Raw genomic sequence first — 18,910 nt, 5'->3', positions numbered from 1 at the left:
GCAAGAGATGAGTGAACATAAGGATAAATATAAAGTGCTGCTGGTGGATGATGAGCCGATTATTCTCCGCAGCCTGAAGGTTGCGGTTTCCTGGGAAGAGCTTGGCCTGACGATAGTCGGTGAAGCAAAGAACGGGGAAGCTGCATTGCAGCTGATTCAGGAGACCACGCCGCATATTATTATCAGCGATATCCGCATGCCGGTGATTGACGGGATCGCTTTAATGAAGGAGGTGCTTCCGCGCAGCGCCAAGCTGATTTTTATCTTCATCAGCGGCTACGGGGAGTTTACATATGCCAGGGAGGCGCTGCGGCTCGGTGCGTTTGATTATCTGCTGAAGCCGATTGACCATGAGGAACTGGCGGAGATGCTCACCCGGGCCAGAGAGCGGCTTGACCGCCAGAAGGAAAATGAACAGCTGATGCTGTCAGTGCAGACCTTGTCAATGCTTGCCCGCGAGCGCATGCTGGCCGAGTTCACGCTGGGCAACCCGCGTCCGCTGCAGCATCTGAAGTGGCTGGAGAATAGCGAGCTGGAAGATGAATATTTCATGGCGGTTGTCCGTCTGGACGATTATGCCGGGCTGACAGCCAAGTGGAGTGCGGAAGAGAAGCATCTCTGGCTGTTCGCGGTCCGCAATATCCTGGAGGAATGGTCCCTGGAGAATGGGGCGTTGTCCATCTTCCCGTTCTACAACGGGGAATGGATCTTGCTCTTCCCGGCAGGCATTAGTGCCGGCAAAAGAGAGCTCGGTGAACAGCTGATTGCCGGCATCAAACGTTACTCTAAGCTGAACTGTTCTGTTGGCATCAGCCGGTCCACCCAGGGAATTGATCAGTTAAGCACGGTCTATCCGTTAGCTTCCCAGGCCTTATATCAGCGGTTCTATTCCGGACAAGCCGGTGTATTCATTGAAGAGGAGACTGCAGCAGCTGGCAGCCGTGAGGTGAAGTATCCGAAGGAGCTGGAGCTCTCGCTGATTGAAAGTATCCGCACCCTGAACCTGGAGCGTATGCTTGCCCTTTTTGACGAGATGTCTGTCTTCATTGAATCCCAGGCCCTTCCGCAGCCGCTCGCGGAGCGTCTGATTATTGAGATGAGCGTGGTGCTGTACCGGCAGTTCGAGCATTTGAACACCCATAGCGAATGGTCGATAGAAAGTCTGCTAAGCAAGCTGCATGGCCTGGGAACGCTGTCAGGCATGATCGAAGCACTCAAGTCGGAATTCCGTGAATGGCTGCTTCAGAGTCACAGCACAGCAGCCCGCGAAGATGGGCGCAGCATCATTGAGAAGGTTAAACGGTACATTGAATCCAATTACCACAAGGATCTCAGCATTGAGGAAGTGTCCGAGGTGGCCGATCTCAGCATCAGCCATTTCTGCACACTGTTCAAACAAATCTCGGGCTACACCTTCCTGGAATTCGTCACCCACTGCCGGATGGAGAATGCCAAGTACATTCTGCGAAGCAGCAATGTGAAGGTCTACCAGGTAGCGCCGCTTGTGGGCTATCAGGACCCGAGGTACTTCACTCAGGTGTTCAAAAAGGCTACCGGCAAGACGCCGACGGAGTATCGTGAGGAGCATGTGAAGCAGGATTGATGCATCGGGGTGGCGCTAACCGTAAAGACCAGATAAGAACATATAGCATAGCATATAGGCCATAAGAATGTAGGAACATAGGAACATTGGGAAATAGGAACATAGGACATAAGAATATAAGTATGAGGATGAGTACGAGCACTTTGAGCACCTTCGGGTGCTTTTTTTATGGTTATAGAGATGATAATCGTCAGTAACCCCTCTAATTTCACCGGTCGCGAGCCAAGGGAGAGCCAATGTATGCGAAAACAAACATGTCTTTCAAGGCACAACTCCAGCATGAAAATGAGCAGCGCGCCTAAAAACAGAACGTCGTCTGTTCATCTATTCAACAAATTTTAACGGAAAACTGAACACAATTAGACCGGGTGGGTAGCGTAAGCCAAATGTAATCGAAAAACCGAACACAATTGGACTGGGAGCGCCACGTAAGCCGAATGTAATCGAAAAACCGAACACAATTGGACTGGGAGCACCACGTAAGCCGAATGTAATCGAAAAACCGAACACAATTGAACTGTGAGCGCCACGTAGGCCGAATGTAATCGGAAAACCGAACACAATTGGACTGGACGTGCCACGTAGGCCGTGCGTTTATCGCAGGTTGTGCCAGAAGTATTTTCACAGAAAAACCGAATACAATGCAATGTGCTACCACGGAAGAAATGAGGAGCGCAAGTACGCTTGTTTGCTGGAGGCGCCCCAGAAGTAATCTAAATGAAGTAATATGCGGTGGCACTTAATATCTTATAAGCGCATAAGCCGCATAAGCTCCAACATCATTCACTTGAGCGGTTACTTTTTTTATGGAACAGTGTCCATCTGTGATGTTATAGGATTCGAGCCATATTCACAGTTATAAAATAGATTAATGAAATAATAATCTATTTTATGACTAGACAAAATAACTTAATATCTATATATTAATAAACAGATTAGATATATATCTATTTAGTCTATATTAATGTATGGGGGATAGCGTCGTGTTAAGGAACAAATATGTAAGAACGATTATTATGTCAAGAGTATTTCTGCAGCTCGGAGTATGGGTGAGGAACTTTGCGATTCTGCTGTACGTGACGGATATTACGCAGAATGATCCATTCTATGTCTCGCTCATTTCGGTGGCCGAATATGCTCCAATTTTTCTGTTTGCTATTATAGGCGGTACCTTCGCGGACAGGTGGCTGCCCAAGCGGACGATGATGATCAGTGATGCGTTATCGGCATGTTCCGTCTTTGTGGTGCTGCTGGTTGTCATGTCCGGATCGTGGAGGGCACTGCTGCTGGCTACCCTGGTATCAGCTATATTGTCACAGTTCTCGCAGCCTTCTGCGATGAAGCTGTTCAAACAGCATGTGCCTGAAGATCAGTTACAGAGTGTGATGGCCATGTTCCAGTCGCTGTCTGCTTTCTTTATGGTGATTGGTCCGGTAATCGGCGCTTTCATCTATAACCATTACGGAATTGAGGTATCGCTGGCTGTGATGATCGGTATGTTCACCGGCTCTGCGCTTATTCTGGGCCTGCTGCCCAAAGACGCGCCGCAGCAGGCCGGAAAGCTCCGGAACGGGATCATGGCTGAAATGAAATCCGGACTGGATTATGTTCGTTCGAGCCAGGTGCTGAAGAATCTGGGCGCAGCCTTTGCGTTTGCGGGGCTTGCCGCAGGACTGATCCAGCCGCTGGGGGTATTCGTAATCATTGAGAATCTGGGCAGGGACAGAGGGTTCCTGCAGTGGATCATGATGGCGAACGGGGCGGCGATGCTGCTCGGCGGAATGCTCATTATGAGCAAAGGCAAAGCCGTGAAGCCACAGACGATGCTGGCATTCGGTCTGCTGGTCAGTGCGGCTGGAACGGTCGGCGTGGGCTGGTCGCATCATGCAGCATTGACGATCCTACTACAGACGCTGACCGGATTCTTTTACCCGTGTATCCATATCGGCATCAACACACTGATTCTGCGGAATACCGAGGCCGGCTACATGGGCAGGGTTGGCGGTATAATGGGGCCGATGTTCATGGGCTTCATGGTGATCGGAATGTCTGCGGCAGGTTATTTGAAGGAAGCCTTCTCGCTGTTCACAGTATTCACCGGAAGTGGCATACTGTTCCTGATGGCGATGCTGATTCTGCTGCCGATGGTCAGGGCGAAGGAGTCTGGGCGGCAATCTCTTCAGGGGTGACTATGACATATGTCATACACCGGGGTTGATGTTTGTGACTTACAGGGGTGACACTTTCTTCTCTATAATGTAGAGAGATAAGTATCCTTGAATGGATGCATCCGAGGAGGAAACGATCCCGATGACTACAAACCAGACATCCCAGCTCTCCAGCTTGAAGAAAAGCGTAGCCCCTTACGAAAAAACAGACCGTAAAGCGAGCATCTACCAGCTCATTAATACACTTGGACCACTAGTGCTCCTATGGACTGCTGCTTATTTCAGCTTATCCGTTTCCTACTGGCTGACGCTGCTGTTCGCCGTTCCGGCTGCAGGTTTTGTCATCCGCACCTTTATTATTTGTCATGACTGCTGTCACGGCTCATTCTTCAAGAACCGCAAAGCGAACGATATTTTCGGAACAATAACCGGTGTGCTCACTCTGGTCCCTTACCGCCAGTGGAAGCACAGCCATTCGATACATCATGCGGGAAGCAGCAACCTCGACAAAAGAGGCATCGGCGACATCTGGATTATGACGGTGGATGAATATGCAGCCGCGAAACCGCTGCAGCGACTATACTACCGGATCTATCGTAACCCTCTGGTTTTGTTTGTACTCGGACCCATTGCCGTCTTCGTGATCCAGTACCGTTTCAACGCCAAAGGTGCCAGACGCAAGGAACGCATGAATACGTATTTGACGAATGTCTCGATAGTGGCTCTGTACGGTACGATGATTATGCTTGTCGGTTGGCAGGCATTCCTGCTGGTGCAGCTGCCGGTTGTGTTCTTCTCCGGTTTTCTCGGGATTTGGCTGTTCTATGTGCAGCATCAGTTTGAAGATACCTACTTCGAGCATGATGAGGAATGGAGCTATGTCAACGCCGCAGTAGAAGGAAGCTCCTATTATAAGCTGCCGAAGCTGCTGCAGTGGATTACCGGCAACATCGGTTTTCACCATGTTCATCATTTGAGCCCGAAGGTGCCCAATTATAATCTGGAGCTGGCCCATAATGCCACCCCGCCGCTGCAAAAAGCGACAACCATTACGCTCAGCACCAGTCTGCAGGCCTTGAAGTACCGTCTGTGGGATGAGGAGCACAAAACGTTCGTCAGCTTCAAGGAAATGAAGCAGCGGCTGCAGCAAAAGAAGCCTGCGGCAGCCGAGGTGCTGAAGGTAATCAAACCGGGATTCCAGAATAAATAGAAGCCGTCACAGAAGGGAAAGACAGTTCCGGCGTGCAGGATGCCGGAGCTGGTCTTTCTTTTTGTCCGAAATGTTGATCGGAATTGCCGTTTATGTGATGGTTTATGCTAAAATGGGGGTATAATCTTGCTGGCAAAAAGGATGGCAAACATGCAGAAGTGGCATCATATTTTTCATAAAAGTACGGGACTAAGTCCTTATGTGTGGGTCATTTTTTACATTCTCCCGTTCTACTCCATCTTCCGTTCAGCCTCTCCGGACCGCTGGGTTTACGGAATACTGATGATTATTATCTTCTTTGCCTGCTATGTGCTGTCGTTCAAGTCTAAGGGCTGGGTGGTCTATTTCTGGACCAGTGTACAGATGGTGGTCTCGATTACGATGACGCTGCTGTTCGGTTACATGTACTTTGCGCTGTTCCTGGCTTTTTTTATCGGGAATATCCAGAAACGGGCCGCCTTCTTCACACTGTATTCCATTCATATGCTGACGACGATTGTTGCCATCAACTATGAGCTGATTACACGTGATCCTGTGTTTCTCTCACAGCTGCCGTTCGTGCTGGTTAGTATCATTGCTGTGGTGCTGCTTCCGGCCACGACATATAACCGCAACAATCAGGATAAGCTGCAGGGACAGCTGGAGGATGCCAACAAACGGATCTCCGAGCTGGTCGTTATGGAGGAGCGTCAGCGGATCTCCCGTGATCTTCATGATACGCTGGGGCAGCGGCTGTCGCTGATCGGACTGAAGAGTGACCTGGCAGGCAAGCTGATCACTAAGAATCCGGCGCAGGCCCAGATCGAAATTAATGATGTCCGGATGACGGCCCGCAGCGCCCTCAAGGAAGTCCGGGAAATGATTACCCAGATGCGGGGCATCCGGCTTGAAGATGAGCTGATCCGTATCCGGCAATTACTCCAGGCCGCAGAGATTGGCTACATGCTGGAGGGTGACCCTAACCTGACCAACACTTCACTGATTACCGAGAATGTGCTGAGCATGTGTATGAAGGAGGCCGTGAACAATGTGGTCAAACATAGCGGTGCCTCGCTCTGCCTGATTCAGATTGAACCTTCCCGGACCGATCTGGTCATCAGGGTGAAGGATAACGGCGCGGGAATTGAAGGGACTAATCACTATCATAAAGGTCATGGGCTGCAGGGGATGAGAGAAAGGCTTGAATTCGTCAACGGAAGTATGGATGTGGTGCTTGACGAAGGAACAACGATAGTTATTAAGGTGCCTAATGTTGCACAGCGGCCGGAAATGGAGGTAAACGTGTAATGATTACGATAGTGATTGCCGAAGATCAGCGGATGCTGCTGGGAGCGCTCGCCGCCCTCCTGGATCTGGAGGAGGATATGAAGGTTGTGGGCCGGGCAGGCAACGGGGAAGAGGCCGTGAAGCTGGTGAAGCAGCATCAGCCGGATATCTGTATCATGGATATTGAAATGCCGGCCATGACCGGTCTCGAAGCAGCGGAAGCACTGAAGGGATCGGGCTGCAAAATCATGATACTGACCACGTTTGCACGGACCGGTTATTTCGAACGTGCAGTTAAGGCCGGAGTTGATGCCTATCTGCTCAAAGACAGTCCAAGCGAAGAGCTGGCCTTGTCGATCCGCAATGTGATGGACGGCAGACGGATATACGCGCCGGAGCTGATGGATGAGGCTTACAGCAGCGAAGCTAATCCGCTGACGCAGCGTGAGAAGGAAGTGCTGGGGCTGATCGCGGACGGCAAGAATACGAAGGAGATCGCCAGCCAGCTGTATATTACAACCGGAACGGTCCGCAACTATATCTCTGTGATCCTGGACAAGCTGGATGTCGGCAACCGGATTGAAGCGATCACGCGCTTTAAGGAAAAAGGCTGGTTTAAATAAAATAACTTGCTTGGAATATTGAAACGGCAACTGTCTTCTGTGGCAGTGGGCCGTTTCTTTTATTTTGCAGACAGAGACAAGGCTTATTCTAGTGGTAGGGAAGACGGGCCGACGGGCCGACGTAAGGGGCGGAGCAGAGGCGGACTTTGATTGAAGTAGAGAAATCAGCCTGGCTCTAACTGCATTTAATGCAACTGAAATCTCCTGACAGTACGAGATAAGCTGGATAACTGTATTTTATGCACTTATATAGACTGCCTTTCGTTGAATGATCAATTTTCGTAATTTTAGTTGTACAGAATACAATTAATGGAACAAATCCGCTGGAAATCCTATTTTTTAACTGTACGAAATACACTTATTCCCTGCATCCGCTCCCTAGATAAGTTTATATAGCTAGTTCATATTTACTATTTTCTCCACGAAAAGCCCTCCGGGATTGGATCGTTGGAATATTTTTGCTAAGATAAATGCAAACATGTGATCTTATCCGTTGAAGTTGGGTAATAACTTGCATGTGTCATAACCGCACTCCTTTTTATGCCGCGTACATCTTATTTCAGCCGGGAGGAATCTGATTTGCCTGAACTTACTTCATCATACGTTGATTCACTTGCACCCAATGCTGCAGCCATCAAGAACGGTCAAGGTCTGGTCCGCAAAAAGAGCTTCATAGAGCTTCATCAGTCGGAGGACGGAGAGCTGCTGTTTGGAAAATGTGCAGGGAGTGGCAAGACTCCCTATGAATGTTCTGTGGATTTCATCGTGCCGGACAATCCGGTCTTCCGCTGCAGCTGTCCCAGCCGCCAGTTTCCCTGTAAGCATGCGTTAGGCCTGCTCTATGCCATGGCCGAAGGCCAGACGTTCAGCCCCGCTCCCGTCCCTGAAGACATAGCTTCCAAGCGTGAGAAGGCCGAGAAGCGGGAAGAGAATAAGGTGAAGCAGGCGGCCGAAGGGGCAGAGCCTAAGCCAAAAAAGGTTAACAAATCCGCGCTCAAGAAAAAAATTACCGCCCAGCTTGAAGGGCTCGATATGCTTGAGAAGCTGGTGCTGGGGTTCGTCCGCGGTGGACTGTCTACCATTGACCGTTTGAGCATGAAGACGATTCAGGAGCAGGTGAAGCAGCTTGGCAACTATTATCTGTCAGGAGCACAGATTGAGCTGCGCCGGTTCACGATTCTAATGTTCGGCGGCAAGGACCAGGAACAGAACTATACATATGCGATGGAGCAGCTGTCACGTCTTCATGCATTTATTAAGAAGGGGCGGGCGTATCTGTTGGCCCGGAGCGAGGACCCGGAGCTTGCACTCGATCATGAATCGACCATCGATGAATGGCTGGGGCATGCCTGGCAGCTGAGCGAACTGAAGGAATACGGGCTGGTGAAGGAAGGGGCTGAGCTGCTGCAGCTGGCCTTCTACAGCTTCAATGATATGGCCCGGCTGGAATATGTGGATCTCGGGTATTGGATGGACCTCACTGCGGAAGGCGGTAAGATCCACCGGACGGTTAATTACCGGCCGTACAAGGCAGCTAAGCTGATGCGGGAGGAAGACAGCTTCTTCGAGATTGCCGTGGTCCCCCAGCTATATACTTATCCGGGGGATATGAATGCACGGGTCCGTTTTGAAGCCATGTCTCCAAGGACAGTGCAAGGTCCGGATATAGAACGGGCTACCACCCAGGCTCACCGCTCCTATGCGGAAGCTGTCAAGACAGTGAAGAATCAGATCAAGAATCCGCTCAGCGACAAGCTGCCGGTGCTGCTGCTGCATGCCGCCAGTCTGGGCATTACGGAGAGCGGCCAATATGTCATAACGGATGAATCCGGCAGCAGGCTGGCTCTGGAGGATATTCCGTCCCTGCCGCAGGGAACCGTGCATATGCTGCCGTTTGTGCCGGCTGCCGCGCATACGGATTGCTACCTGCTGGTGATGTTCGAGCATAATCTGGACGAGGGAAGGTTGACTGCCCAGCCGCTGACAGTCATTAAGGGTGAAGAAATCATCCGGTTGCTGTATTAGTTAAGATTGTATCTAGGAAGGACACTGCCGAGCATCTGAATTCTAAGATAACTCAAGTTCATTCATATAGGAGGACAGTCCATGAGCACAGCGTTATTACAGGAGCTGCATCAGGAGATTAGAAGACTGTATATTGCCGGAAGCGGGCTGGCGGCTGGAGACTTCCGCCTGAAACGCCTGCTTCCGCAGTTTCAGCAGCTGGGGGAACGCGCACCAGTCTTTAAGAAGCTGGGCGAGGGCGTGGCTTCATTACTAGAGCCTGACGGTGCTGAAGAGATCGCTCCCGGTGTTCAACTGCAGGAGCTTACGCTGCTGCTGGAGTCGGTGCTGTATACCCAGGGGACAACAGCAGTTGACGGAACCCCCGGACCTTTGCCAGCCTTGAGCTTTGAACTTAAGACGAACCAGCCCTACCGCAAGATTGGTGCCGTTCAGCAGGCGCTCAGCACAACAGGAAGCGGAAGATATGAAATTGTAATTGATGCTTTTAAGGAAGGTGTTTTTCAGGATTTGCGGCTGCTGCCTCCGGCAGTCTCGGCGCTGAACGATCCTTATTCGGAACTTGCAGACTTTGCGATGACCGATATTCTTCCGTCGTATGGACCAGACATTGCCGGATTCCTGTTCGAAAGCTTGGATCCAGCCGGTGGCAGGAGCGAGGTCCGCAAGCTTGAAGTGATCGGCAAGGTGGGAGGAGAGCGGTATCTGGAGGAGATGTTCCGCATCGCCGGAAGCGGCAGTGAAGACATCCGGGTAGCCGCTATGAAATGGCTCGCCGGTCATGAGCCGTATGTGGACGCACTCTTGGAGTGGACAACAGATAAGAAGAAGGCCATCCGTGAAGCTGCCTTCTCGGCGCTGGCAGCAGGCGGTTCGCAGCAGGGCGCTGAACGGCTTGTGGAGGCTTTCACGGCGAAAAAGGACCGTGAGATGGTCGCCGGTGTACTGGCGGGCAGAGCTTCCGCAGAGGTGTCTGATAAGCTGGCGGCATTGTTCATGGAAGAACTGCAGAAGGCGCCGCAGAATAATGCAGACAAGAAGCTGACAGAGTCCGCATGGAATAGCCTTCTTCCATTCTTAACCGCTCTGCGCCATGAGCGGAGCCCGCAGCTGGATGAAGTCTACAGCTATATCCTTCAGGAGTACGCCCGGTTCTCCCCGCTCGGCTGGATTCCGCTCATTGACCAGGCAGCCTGGTATAAAGAGAATACTCCGGGCGGAGCTGCACTGGCAGAGCTGGAGGCACTGGATAAGCGGAGTGTGCGTTTCCTGCCGAATTACTTCCATGCTGCCCAGCGGGTGATGACGCCCAAGGAGCTGTACAGCAGGTTCGGCGGAACCTTTATGGACAAATTGAAAGCGCTAGTGGGCAAAGATGCCAAAGATGCGGCTCAGCGCGCCCAGCTGCTGATAAATACGATTGAGGAGCAGATCGTGGATATCCGCCGGAGGGCGTATGAGGTAGAGTGGGATGCTGCAGGTATTAGGCAGCCTTACAGCAGGGAGATGCTGTCAGCCGAGGAGATTGCGGCAGACTGGGATTCCCGCTGGCTGGACTGGTTCATTCAGCATGATGCGGTGAACCTGGCAAGCGCTTTTGCCCGGCCGGGTCATAAGGGCGTGCGGGACTACCTGCTTGGCAAGCTGCAGGAGCCATTTAAACGCACGACGTATGATCTCCTTGCTAATATTTTCAAGGGTCTGGAGAGGGCGGGGGTGCCGGAGCCGGAGCGTCTTGAGCTGCTGATGACAGCCCTGGAGAATAAAAATGTTCATACAGCTTACACCTTTGAGCTCTACTTATTTAAACTGATGGAGCGCTTCCCGGCCAGCTATGCAGGACGTCTGGAAGCGATTGTCCCTAAATATAGATATGAATGCAAGCAGCAGCTGGAGTATGTGCTGAACAGCTTGAAGAGTGCGCAATAATCCAGGGCGGAAGTAGCTTAAGAAATCTAATTGAAGAGTTCTTATAAAGGAGAGGTGTTCATGTCGACGGAACAAAGTCAGCTTCAGGATTACATGCGTCTGCCAGCCGAGGTTCTATACCGTGAGGAACTGGAGGCCTTACGCAGGGAAGATACAGGCCGTATCCCTGCCGGGTGGCAGATGTCGCCGCGTTCGGTGTTAACGTTCATTGCCGGAGGCAAGGCGGGCAAGACCGTGATTACCCCGAAATATATCGGTAACACGCGGCTGATCGAGATGGCGGTGGCCACGCTGGTAACAGACCGGGCGCTGCTCCTGATCGGTGAGCCGGGAACGGCGAAGTCCTGGCTGTCCGAGAATCTGGCGGCTGCGATCTACGGCAACTCGGGCCTGGTTGTGCAAGGGACTGCCGGAACCAGTGAGGAGCATGTACGTTATTCCTGGAACTATGCCATGCTCCTGGCGAACGGGCCAACGCCGGAGGCGCTGGTCAAGAGTCCGATCATGCGGGCAATGGAGGATGGCGGCATAGCCCGGTTTGAGGAGATCTCCCGCTGCGCTTCCGAAGTGCAGGATGCGCTGATCTCCATCCTCTCTGAGAAGACGATCTCTGTGCCAGAGCTGGGCAAGGAGACCAGTGCCCGCAAGGGCTTCTCCATTATTGCCACCGCCAACACGCGTGACCGCGGCGTGAACGAAATGTCAGCGGCGCTCAAGCGCCGGTTCAACATCATCGTGCTGCCGGCACCGTCTGATCTGGAGACTGAGCTGTCTATCGTGAAGAAGCGGGTTGCAGAGATTGCTTCTTCGTATGAGCTTCAGGCTTCCGTTCCGGCTGATGAAGCACTGCTCAAGGTAGTGACGATCTTCCGCGAGCTGCGCAGCGGCATGACGCTCGACAAGAAAGAGAAGGTGAAGACACCGGCCGGTGTAATCTCCACGGCGGAAGCCATCTCCCTGCTGACGAACAGCATGGCCCTGGCAGCCAGCTTCGGCAGCGGAGAATTGACCGACGGGGATCTGGCTGCCGGCCTGCAGGGGGCTATCGTCAAGGATGACGACAAGGATAAGCTGGTCTGGAAGGAATACCTCGATAATGTAATGAAGAAAAAAGGAGCGGACTGGCGCGGATTGTATCAAGCCTGCAAGGAGATGAACGAGTGAGTGGGGCGACTGTTGCTGCCGGTGTGAATATTTTCGGGGTGCGCCATCTGTCTCCGGGCGGTGCGAAGCATCTGCTGGAATACTTGGATGAGCTTCAGCCGACCGCTGTCCTGATCGAAGGACCCGGCGATGCCACTGATGAGATCCGCCATTTGACTCACAACGTAACGAAACCTCCGGTTGCGATTCTGGCCTTCACCGAGGATTTGCCTGTGCGGACGGTGCTGTGGCCGTTCGCTGTCTACTCCCCGGAATACCAGGGGATGCGATGGGCGAAGGAGCATGGGGCAGAAGCGGAATTCATCGATCTTCCCTCTTCCGTAACCCTGGGTCTGCAGGATGCCCTGCGGCTTGAATCCGGGAGCAGGCCGTTGCTTAAGCCTGCGGCGGATGAACAAGGTGAGCCTACGGATGATGAGTTGCAGGAGCAGCAATCGGTATACAGCCAGATTGCCCGGCTCGCCGGTGAGTCTGATTATGATATGTATTGGGAACGCAATTACGAGCATAACGCCAGCAGCGGAGCGTACCGTGCGGCGATACTGGCGTTCTCTGCCCGGATGCGTGAGCTGTCAGAGTCCCGGGAGCTGATAGAGCAGCCCCGCGAATATGCTTATAACGCGCTGCGCGAAGCTTATATGCGGCGTCAGATCCGGAGGAAGATTGAAGCCGGCCATCCGCCGGATAAGATAGTAGTGATCTGCGGCGCTTACCATGCTGCGGCCCTCTCAGACCTTGCAGACGGGATGACCGACAGCGAGCTGTCGTCACTGCCTACACGCAGCACGAAGCTGACGTTGATGCCGTATTCGTATTACAAGCTCTCTACGATGTCGGGTTATGGTGCAGGCAACGGGGCTCCGCATTACTTTGAGCTGATGTGGGAGCTGATGGAGTCCGGCAGGGCTGAGGAGCTGCCGCATCTCTACCTGTCCTCCGTGGCTAGGCAGGTACGCGGTTCCGGGACGCACCGCTCCACGGCAGAAGTCATTGAAGCGGTCCGGCTGGCAGAGTCGCTTGCAGCTCTGCACGGCGGGAGCGCGCCTACATTGCGTGATCTGCGCGATGCCGCCCAGACGCTGCTCGGCCATGGCGACCTCGCGGTTGTTGCCGAATCACTGGCTCGCGTGGATGTCGGTACGGCGATCGGCAGCCTGGCCGAAGGTGTCAGCCAGACACCGATTCAGGATGACCTGAACCGGCTGCTGAAGCGGTATAAGCTGGAAAAATATAAGTCCACTGTAGCCAGTGACCTGGCGCTCGATCTGCGGGAGAACCGCCGGGTGTCAAGCGCGGAAGCGGCCTACCTGGATCTGCACCGTTCCGTGCTGTTTCACAGGCTGGAGCTGCTGGGCATATCCTTCGTGCGGAATATGCCAAGCGGACAGTCCGGGGCAACCTGGGCAGAGCACTGGATTATCCAGTGGTCACCGGAAGTGGAGATTCAGGTAGTTGAATCGACTCTCCTGGGCGAGACCATTGAAGTCGCTGCAGCTTATGTGCTGAGGGAGAAGCTGCTGGAATGCCGCTCCATTACTGATGCGTCTGCGCTGATCCGCATCGCCTGCCAGTGCGCGATGACCTCGCAGATGGAGGAGAGCAGCCGGGTGCTGCAGAGCCTGGCGGTGGACAGCCGCGATGTAGTTGCTATTGCCGCCGCTGCCCGGGAGCTGGCGACAATTATCGGCTTCGGCGATATCCGCAAGGTGGATACCGCTCCGCTCGTGCCGCTGCTGGAGGAGCTGTTCCGGCGCGGCTGCCTGTTCCTGCTGGATGCGAGCGGCTGCAACGACGAAGCAGCGGCGCTAATGATCAGCGCCATGAATGAGCTGAACGGCATCTCGCTGGAACATAGCGGGACTCTGGATTCTGTCCTGTGGCTTCAGGAGCTGCAGCAGCTGTCACAGCGGGATGACCGTAACCCCCGGCTGTCCGGCTTCGCCTGCGCGATCCTGATGGAGCGGGCTGCGGTCTCTGCGGAAGATGTGGCCGCAGAGGTGTCGCGCCGGCTGTCTCCGGGTATCCCCGCTGATCTGGGGGCGGGCTGGTTCGAAGGGCTGTCGATGCGTAACCGCTACGGCCTGCTGTCACGGATGAGCCTGTGGGAGCAGCTGAATGATTACATTAATGCCCTGGACGATGAGGAATTCAAACGTGCCCTGGTCTTTCTGCGCCGGGCATTCAGCACTTTCTCTCCCCGGGAGAAGACGATGATCTCCGAGCTTCTGGGTGAGCTGTGGGGGGTTAACACAGAACAGGCTGCTGAGATACTTACAGGCGAGCTGAAGGAGGAGGAAGCCAAAATGCTGGATGAGCTGAACGATTTTGACTTCGGTGACCTATAGATGGCGGAGGATATTAAGGATAACGGGCGGAACGGGGCTGTGTCGCGCTGGAGGCTGATTCTGGGCCAGGAAGCAGAGGAAGCTTTATCCGGCTATGGGGCAGGCGGCGGGCCTACTCTGACCGAGGAAGAGCGGATTATGGATGCGGCGCTAGCTGCCATCTATAATGAGGCAGGTGCTTACGGGACCTCTCAAGCGGGTTCAAAGGGCAGGGGGGCGGGATCAGGGCATGCCGCCATTAACCTGTCCAAATGGCTTGGGGACGTGCGCACCTTCTTCCCGGAGGATGTTGTCTCGATTATCCAGAGTGATGCCATGGAGCGCAAAGGCTGGAAGCAGCTGCTGTTCGAGCCGGAGCTGCTGGCGGCAGTGAAGCCGGATATCCAGCTGGTGGGTACGCTTCTGGCACTCAAAGGCAAAATTCCTGAGAAAACAAAGGACACCGCAAGAATGCTAGTCCAGGCACTGGTTGACGAGCTGGTCAAGCTGCTGGAGACGGATATCCGCCGTGCGGTCACCGGTGCGCTGAACAAGCGCCAGCATTCTCCGCTGCCGTCCCTGAGCGGGCTGGACTGGAAGCGGACGATTGAGCGCAATCTGAAGCATTATGATGCAGAGCGGCGGATGATTATCCCCGAGCGGTTCTTTTATTTCGACCGGGCCCGCCGCAGCAAGGAATGGACCGTGATCGTGGACATTGACCAGAGCGGATCGATGGCCAGCTCTGTTATCTGGGCTTCGGTGATCGGCTCGATCTTCGCCAGCATTCCGGCGCTTAACACGCGCGTGGTTGCTTTTGACACTGAGGTCGTAGATTTGACTGAGCAATGTGCCAATGATCCTGTAGACATGCTCTTCGGCATTCAGCTTGGCGGCGGCACAGATATCCATAAGTCCGTGAAATATTGTGAGCAGTTCATTGAGGAGCCGAAGAAGACGCTGTTCATCATTGTTTCCGATCTGTATGAGAACGGCAACCAGGCCGGATTGGTCCGGCGGATGCGTGAGCTGCGCGAATCCGGTGTGCGGACGATGACACTGCTGGCCCTGTCGGATGAAGGGAAGCCTTCCTACGACGAGCGCCTTGCCGCCCAGCTCACCCGTGACGGAACCCCTTGCTTTGCTTGTACTCCGGCGTTACTGCCTGTTTTGGTGGAGGGAGCGCTCAAGGGCCAGGATCTCGGTGAATTGTCCAAGCGTCTGGGGATGGCGCGATAATTTTTTGCAACAGGAAACACTTACTTTATAATCACATATTGTGTAACATGCATATATCATTTATAATCGGTTATTAAAAAGCACCTATCGCTAGGCGCTGCTTGAAAGGAAATGAATTTCTTATGTCAAGTAAGTTGAGAGCGGGTATTGTTGGCGGTACCGGTATGGTCGGCCAGCGTTTCATTGCACTTCTTGAGAATCATCCATGGTTTCAGGTAACGGCTATTGCCGCGAGTGCGAATTCGGCCGGCAAGACGTACGAGGAGTCCGTCAAAGGCAGATGGAAGCTGTCCACACCCATGCCGGAGGCCGTTAAGAGCATTATGGTTCAGGACGCCTCCAAGGTGGAGGAAGTGTCTGCGGATGTGGATCTGATCTTCTGCGCTGTAGATATGAAGAAAGAAGAAATCAAGGCACTGGAAGAAGCCTACGCACGCACCGGCACTCCGGTTATTTCCAACAATTCCGCGCACCGCTGGACGCCGGATGTTCCGATGGTGATTCCTGAAATCAATCCTGAGCATCTTGAGGTGATTGCCCAGCAGCGCAAACGTCTGGGTACCGAAACCGGATTTATCGCTGTCAAGCCTAACTGTTCCATTCAGAGCTACATGCCTACACTGCATGCGCTTCATGATTTCAAGCCTTCGAAGGTTGTTGTGACGACGTATCAGGCGATTTCCGGAGCCGGTAAAACCTTTGCCGACTGGCCGGACATGGTGGACAACGTGATTCCATTCATCGGCGGCGAAGAAGAGAAGAGCGAGCAGGAGCCATTGCGGATCTGGGGGAAGGTAACTGAAGAGGGGATTGTCAAAAGCGAACAGCCAGTGATCACGACACAGTGTATTCGTGTACCGGTTGCTGATGGCCATATGGCTGCAGTATTCGCCTCCTTTGAGCAGAAGCCTAGCAGGGAAGATATTCTGGAACGCTGGAACAGCTTCCAGGGACGTCCGCAGCAGCTGGGGCTGCCAAGCGCACCTAAACAGTTCATTACCTATTTCGAAGAAGAGAACCGTCCGCAGACCCGTCTGGACCGTGATATTGAGAACGGAATGGGAATTTCAGCAGGCAGACTCCGTGAAGATTCACTCTATGACTATAAATTTGTCAGCCTGTCCCACAACACTGTAAGAGGTGCTGCCGGCGGTGCTGTCCTGATCGCTGAGCTGCTGAAGGCCGAAGGTTATATTCAGCCGAAATAAGCAGCAGGAACAACTCCATTTCAATTCGTATTGCAGCCTGCCGGAGCTTCTCCGCGCAGGTTGTTTGCGGTTTTACCTGACATTACCCCCGGAATAATGGTAAGATAGAGGAATGCATGACGAAAACTGAATACTGACGGAGTGATATTGTGGCAAAAAGTAAAGGCGGCGGCACAGGCAGAGGGACAGGGAGCAAGGGCTGGACCCGCTGGAATAAGACGGCGAAACCCGTGAAGCCGGCAAAAAGCGGACCTCCCGGAAGCCCGGGTACCAAACCGGGAACTAAGGGAGCAAGCGCAGCCAAGGGCGGCGGCGGAGGCAACAAAACCGGAGGCAGTAAATAAGGCGGCCATGTGCCCATATGCAACATCTGATTTGTAAGTGAATCAGGTGTTCTTTAATATGTAGGGCAGGAAAGCGGGTACTGGAGTGAGAATTAATAAATATATAAGTGAGACAGGCGTATATCCGCGCAGAGAGACGGACCGGCTGATTGCGGCGGGACGGATAACCATTAACGGTATAGCCTGTGCAGCGGGGGCTAGTGTTGAGCCTGGAGATACGGTGGCCGTTGACGGCGTTACGCTGAGCCCGGACCGGGAAGAACGGGTCTATCTGGCTCTTAACAAGCCAGTTGGGATTACCTGTACAGCTGCCCGGCAGGTGGAAGGGAATATCATTGATTATGTCGGTTATCCTTCCCGGATCTTTGCCGTCGGCAGGCTGGACAAACAGTCCGAAGGACTGATACTCATGACCAATGACGGAGCCGTGGTTAACCGGATGATGCGCTCCGAGCATGGGCATGAGAAGGAATATAACGTTACGGTGGACAAGCCGGTGACTGAAGCATTCCTTCAGGAGATGTCAGCCGGTGTGGATATTCTCGGGACCCGGACCAAGCCTTGCCTCACCCGCAGGATCACGGACAACGAGTTCGCGATTGTTTTAACCCAGGGGCTGAATCTGCAGATCCGCCGGATGTGCAAGGAGCTGGGATACCGGGTGCTCCGCCTGGAGCGCATCCGGATCATGCACATTACACTCAGCGGCCTTGAGCGGGGGCAGTGGAGGCATCTGACCGCAGAAGAGCTGGCTGAACTCCACTCCAGACTGGACGCAGAGAAATAGGGATTCACAGCATTTAAGCGTTTGCTGACATACTGACAAACCTTCAGGAGGATCAAATGAGAATAATAAGTTTGCTATTAGCGCTAATGGTTATAGCCGGTTGCTCGGGAACCGGCAGTAATGAATCTGCGGAGCCGCCGGAAGCATCTGTGACTTCAGAAGCAGCAGCACAGTCAACTGCACCACAAGCCTCTCCGGCGGATGCAACCGCTGATTTTACGGGGGAAGTACCGGAAATCTCCCCGGAGATTTCGGATAAATATTCAGGCTTCTTACATATGGATGCCGTTCAGCTGAACGGGCAGATCTACGAGGTGTATTACTGGAACAAAGGGGAGTTTACGTATAAGCAGTTTGCGATTGTGAAGGACGGGAAGATTGTCTTTGACAGCAAGCAGGCCGGAATTAAGATTGAAGGCGGCAATATCTGGAGTGAGGAGGATGATCTCTGGGCGGAAGCGCTTGTGCAGAATAACCATGCCACCTTTTTGTTCAGTCTGATGGATAACCGTCCTGAATCATCCTATATTGTCGTGGAGGAAATCGACGGAGTCATGCAGGTGACTGTTAACGATAATGTCTCGGTGAACTATGAGGATACGGATCAGGACGGAGATGAGGATTTGCTTGCAAGTCCCTTTTCCGGGCAATTGCCGCTTGGTCCAGCGCTGGTAGGCGTGTATGAGCTTCAGGGAACACGGTATGTACCGGATAAGACCCTCACCAAGCAATATGCGGAAGACCAGCTGCGGCTAAATGAGCAGGAGTACAAAAATAACCCCACAGACCTGACATTGGACAGCCTGCTCAGTGCTTATCTGATTCTGGAGCAGCGTAGTTTTGCGTTGTCGCGGTTTGAAGAATTCTATGAGTGGGCAGGACAGCGTGCCGGAGACGGCGGTTTTGTGGACGAATATTATGACCGCTTGAAGAAGAACGAGACGCGGGAATACTTCAGCGGATGGATGGACAAGCTGGAGCCATTGCGTACAGAGAGATAAACCTGGACTTGTCTGTTCA

At 53.3% G+C, this 18,910-nt stretch carries 14 protein-coding genes; all 14 read left to right on the top strand.

What is annotated here, in order from left to right:
• Positions 1-7: 7 nt before the first annotated feature.
• The 14 genes from MKZ24_RS23275 to MKZ24_RS23210 all read left to right on the top strand — a co-directional run bounded on the left by MKZ24_RS23275 (position 8) and on the right by MKZ24_RS23210 (position 18,891).
• Positions 8-1,603 (top strand): response regulator, encoded by a 1,596-nt coding sequence (locus MKZ24_RS23275; RefSeq protein ID WP_340787137.1) that lies wholly within the window; start codon positions 8-10, stop codon positions 1,601-1,603.
• 983 nt (positions 1,604-2,586) lie between these two features.
• Entirely contained in the window at positions 2,587-3,792 is a 1,206-nt protein-coding gene (locus MKZ24_RS23270) for an MFS transporter (protein WP_042235914.1), read from the top strand.
• A gap of 121 nt (positions 3,793-3,913) precedes the next feature.
• Complete coding sequence (locus MKZ24_RS23265; protein ID WP_042235916.1) at positions 3,914-4,981, top strand: fatty acid desaturase; 1,068 nt, start codon at positions 3,914-3,916, stop codon at positions 4,979-4,981.
• Positions 4,982-5,131: 150 nt separating this feature from the next.
• On the top strand, positions 5,132-6,268 hold the full coding sequence (locus MKZ24_RS23260; RefSeq protein ID WP_340787132.1) for a sensor histidine kinase: 1,137 nt from the start codon (positions 5,132-5,134) through the stop codon (positions 6,266-6,268).
• Positions 6,268-6,870 carry a response regulator transcription factor gene (locus MKZ24_RS23255; protein ID WP_042136705.1) on the top strand — a complete coding sequence of 201 codons (603 nt, stop codon included), beginning with the start codon at positions 6,268-6,270 and terminating at the stop codon, positions 6,868-6,870. The genes MKZ24_RS23260 and MKZ24_RS23255 overlap by 1 nt, the downstream gene beginning before the upstream one ends.
• A gap of 579 nt (positions 6,871-7,449) precedes the next feature.
• A complete protein-coding gene (locus MKZ24_RS23250) occupies positions 7,450-8,895 on the top strand; it encodes an SWIM zinc finger family protein (protein ID WP_340787128.1) in 1,446 nt (481 codons plus the stop codon).
• 81 nt (positions 8,896-8,976) lie between these two features.
• A complete protein-coding gene (locus MKZ24_RS23245) occupies positions 8,977-10,824 on the top strand; it encodes a HEAT repeat domain-containing protein (RefSeq protein ID WP_340787124.1) in 1,848 nt (615 codons plus the stop codon).
• A 60-nt stretch (positions 10,825-10,884) separates the two neighbouring features.
• Positions 10,885-11,988: an AAA family ATPase gene (locus tag MKZ24_RS23240; RefSeq protein WP_039303646.1), complete on the top strand. Its 1,104-nt coding sequence runs from the start codon at positions 10,885-10,887 to the stop codon at positions 11,986-11,988.
• Positions 11,985-14,333: a DUF5682 family protein gene (locus MKZ24_RS23235; RefSeq protein WP_340787120.1), complete on the top strand. Its 2,349-nt coding sequence runs from the start codon at positions 11,985-11,987 to the stop codon at positions 14,331-14,333. The genes MKZ24_RS23240 and MKZ24_RS23235 overlap by 4 nt, the downstream gene beginning before the upstream one ends.
• Positions 14,334-15,551: a VWA domain-containing protein gene (locus MKZ24_RS23230; protein WP_340787117.1), complete on the top strand. Its 1,218-nt coding sequence runs from the start codon at positions 14,334-14,336 to the stop codon at positions 15,549-15,551.
• Positions 15,552-15,673: 122 nt separating this feature from the next.
• Positions 15,674-16,759 (top strand): aspartate-semialdehyde dehydrogenase, encoded by a 1,086-nt coding sequence (gene asd / locus MKZ24_RS23225; protein WP_340787112.1) that lies wholly within the window; start codon positions 15,674-15,676, stop codon positions 16,757-16,759.
• Between the two features lie 146 nt (positions 16,760-16,905).
• Complete coding sequence (locus MKZ24_RS23220; protein WP_156118779.1) at positions 16,906-17,103, top strand: DUF3934 family protein; 198 nt, start codon at positions 16,906-16,908, stop codon at positions 17,101-17,103.
• Positions 17,104-17,188: 85 nt separating this feature from the next.
• The gene (locus tag MKZ24_RS23215) at positions 17,189-17,890 is read left to right on the top strand and encodes a pseudouridine synthase (RefSeq protein ID WP_340787109.1); all 702 of its coding nucleotides are present in this window, start codon (positions 17,189-17,191) and stop codon (positions 17,888-17,890) included.
• Positions 17,891-17,946: 56 nt separating this feature from the next.
• Positions 17,947-18,891, top strand: a complete 945-nt coding sequence (locus MKZ24_RS23210; RefSeq protein WP_340787107.1) for a hypothetical protein — start codon at positions 17,947-17,949, stop codon at positions 18,889-18,891.
• The last annotated feature ends 19 nt before the right edge of the window (positions 18,892-18,910 follow it).

Source organism: Paenibacillus sp. FSL R7-0297 (assembly GCF_038009025.1).
In the GTDB taxonomy this organism is placed as follows: domain Bacteria; phylum Bacillota; class Bacilli; order Paenibacillales; family Paenibacillaceae; genus Paenibacillus_AQ.
Note: the sequence above shows the minus strand (reverse complement) of the source record. Positions and strands in the feature narration are given on the sequence as shown.

Bases quoted from the DNA above. Each gene is read 5' to 3' on its own strand.
- MKZ24_RS23255 (WP_042136705.1), top strand. From the start codon at position 6,268: ATGATTACGATAGTGATTGCCGAAGATCAGCGGATGCTGCTGGGAGCG.
- MKZ24_RS23230 (WP_340787117.1), top strand. From the start codon at position 14,334: ATGGCGGAGGATATTAAGGATAACGGGCGGAACGGGGCTGTGTCGCGC.
- MKZ24_RS23265 (WP_042235916.1), top strand. From the start codon at position 3,914: ATGACTACAAACCAGACATCCCAGCTCTCCAGCTTGAAGAAAAGCGTA.
- MKZ24_RS23245 (WP_340787124.1), top strand. From the start codon at position 8,977: ATGAGCACAGCGTTATTACAGGAGCTGCATCAGGAGATTAGAAGACTG.
- MKZ24_RS23260 (WP_340787132.1), top strand. From the start codon at position 5,132: ATGCAGAAGTGGCATCATATTTTTCATAAAAGTACGGGACTAAGTCCT.
- asd (WP_340787112.1), top strand. From the start codon at position 15,674: ATGTCAAGTAAGTTGAGAGCGGGTATTGTTGGCGGTACCGGTATGGTC.
- MKZ24_RS23240 (WP_039303646.1), top strand. From the start codon at position 10,885: ATGTCGACGGAACAAAGTCAGCTTCAGGATTACATGCGTCTGCCAGCC.
- MKZ24_RS23275 (WP_340787137.1), top strand. From the start codon at position 8: ATGAGTGAACATAAGGATAAATATAAAGTGCTGCTGGTGGATGATGAG.
- MKZ24_RS23210 (WP_340787107.1), top strand. From the start codon at position 17,947: ATGAGAATAATAAGTTTGCTATTAGCGCTAATGGTTATAGCCGGTTGC.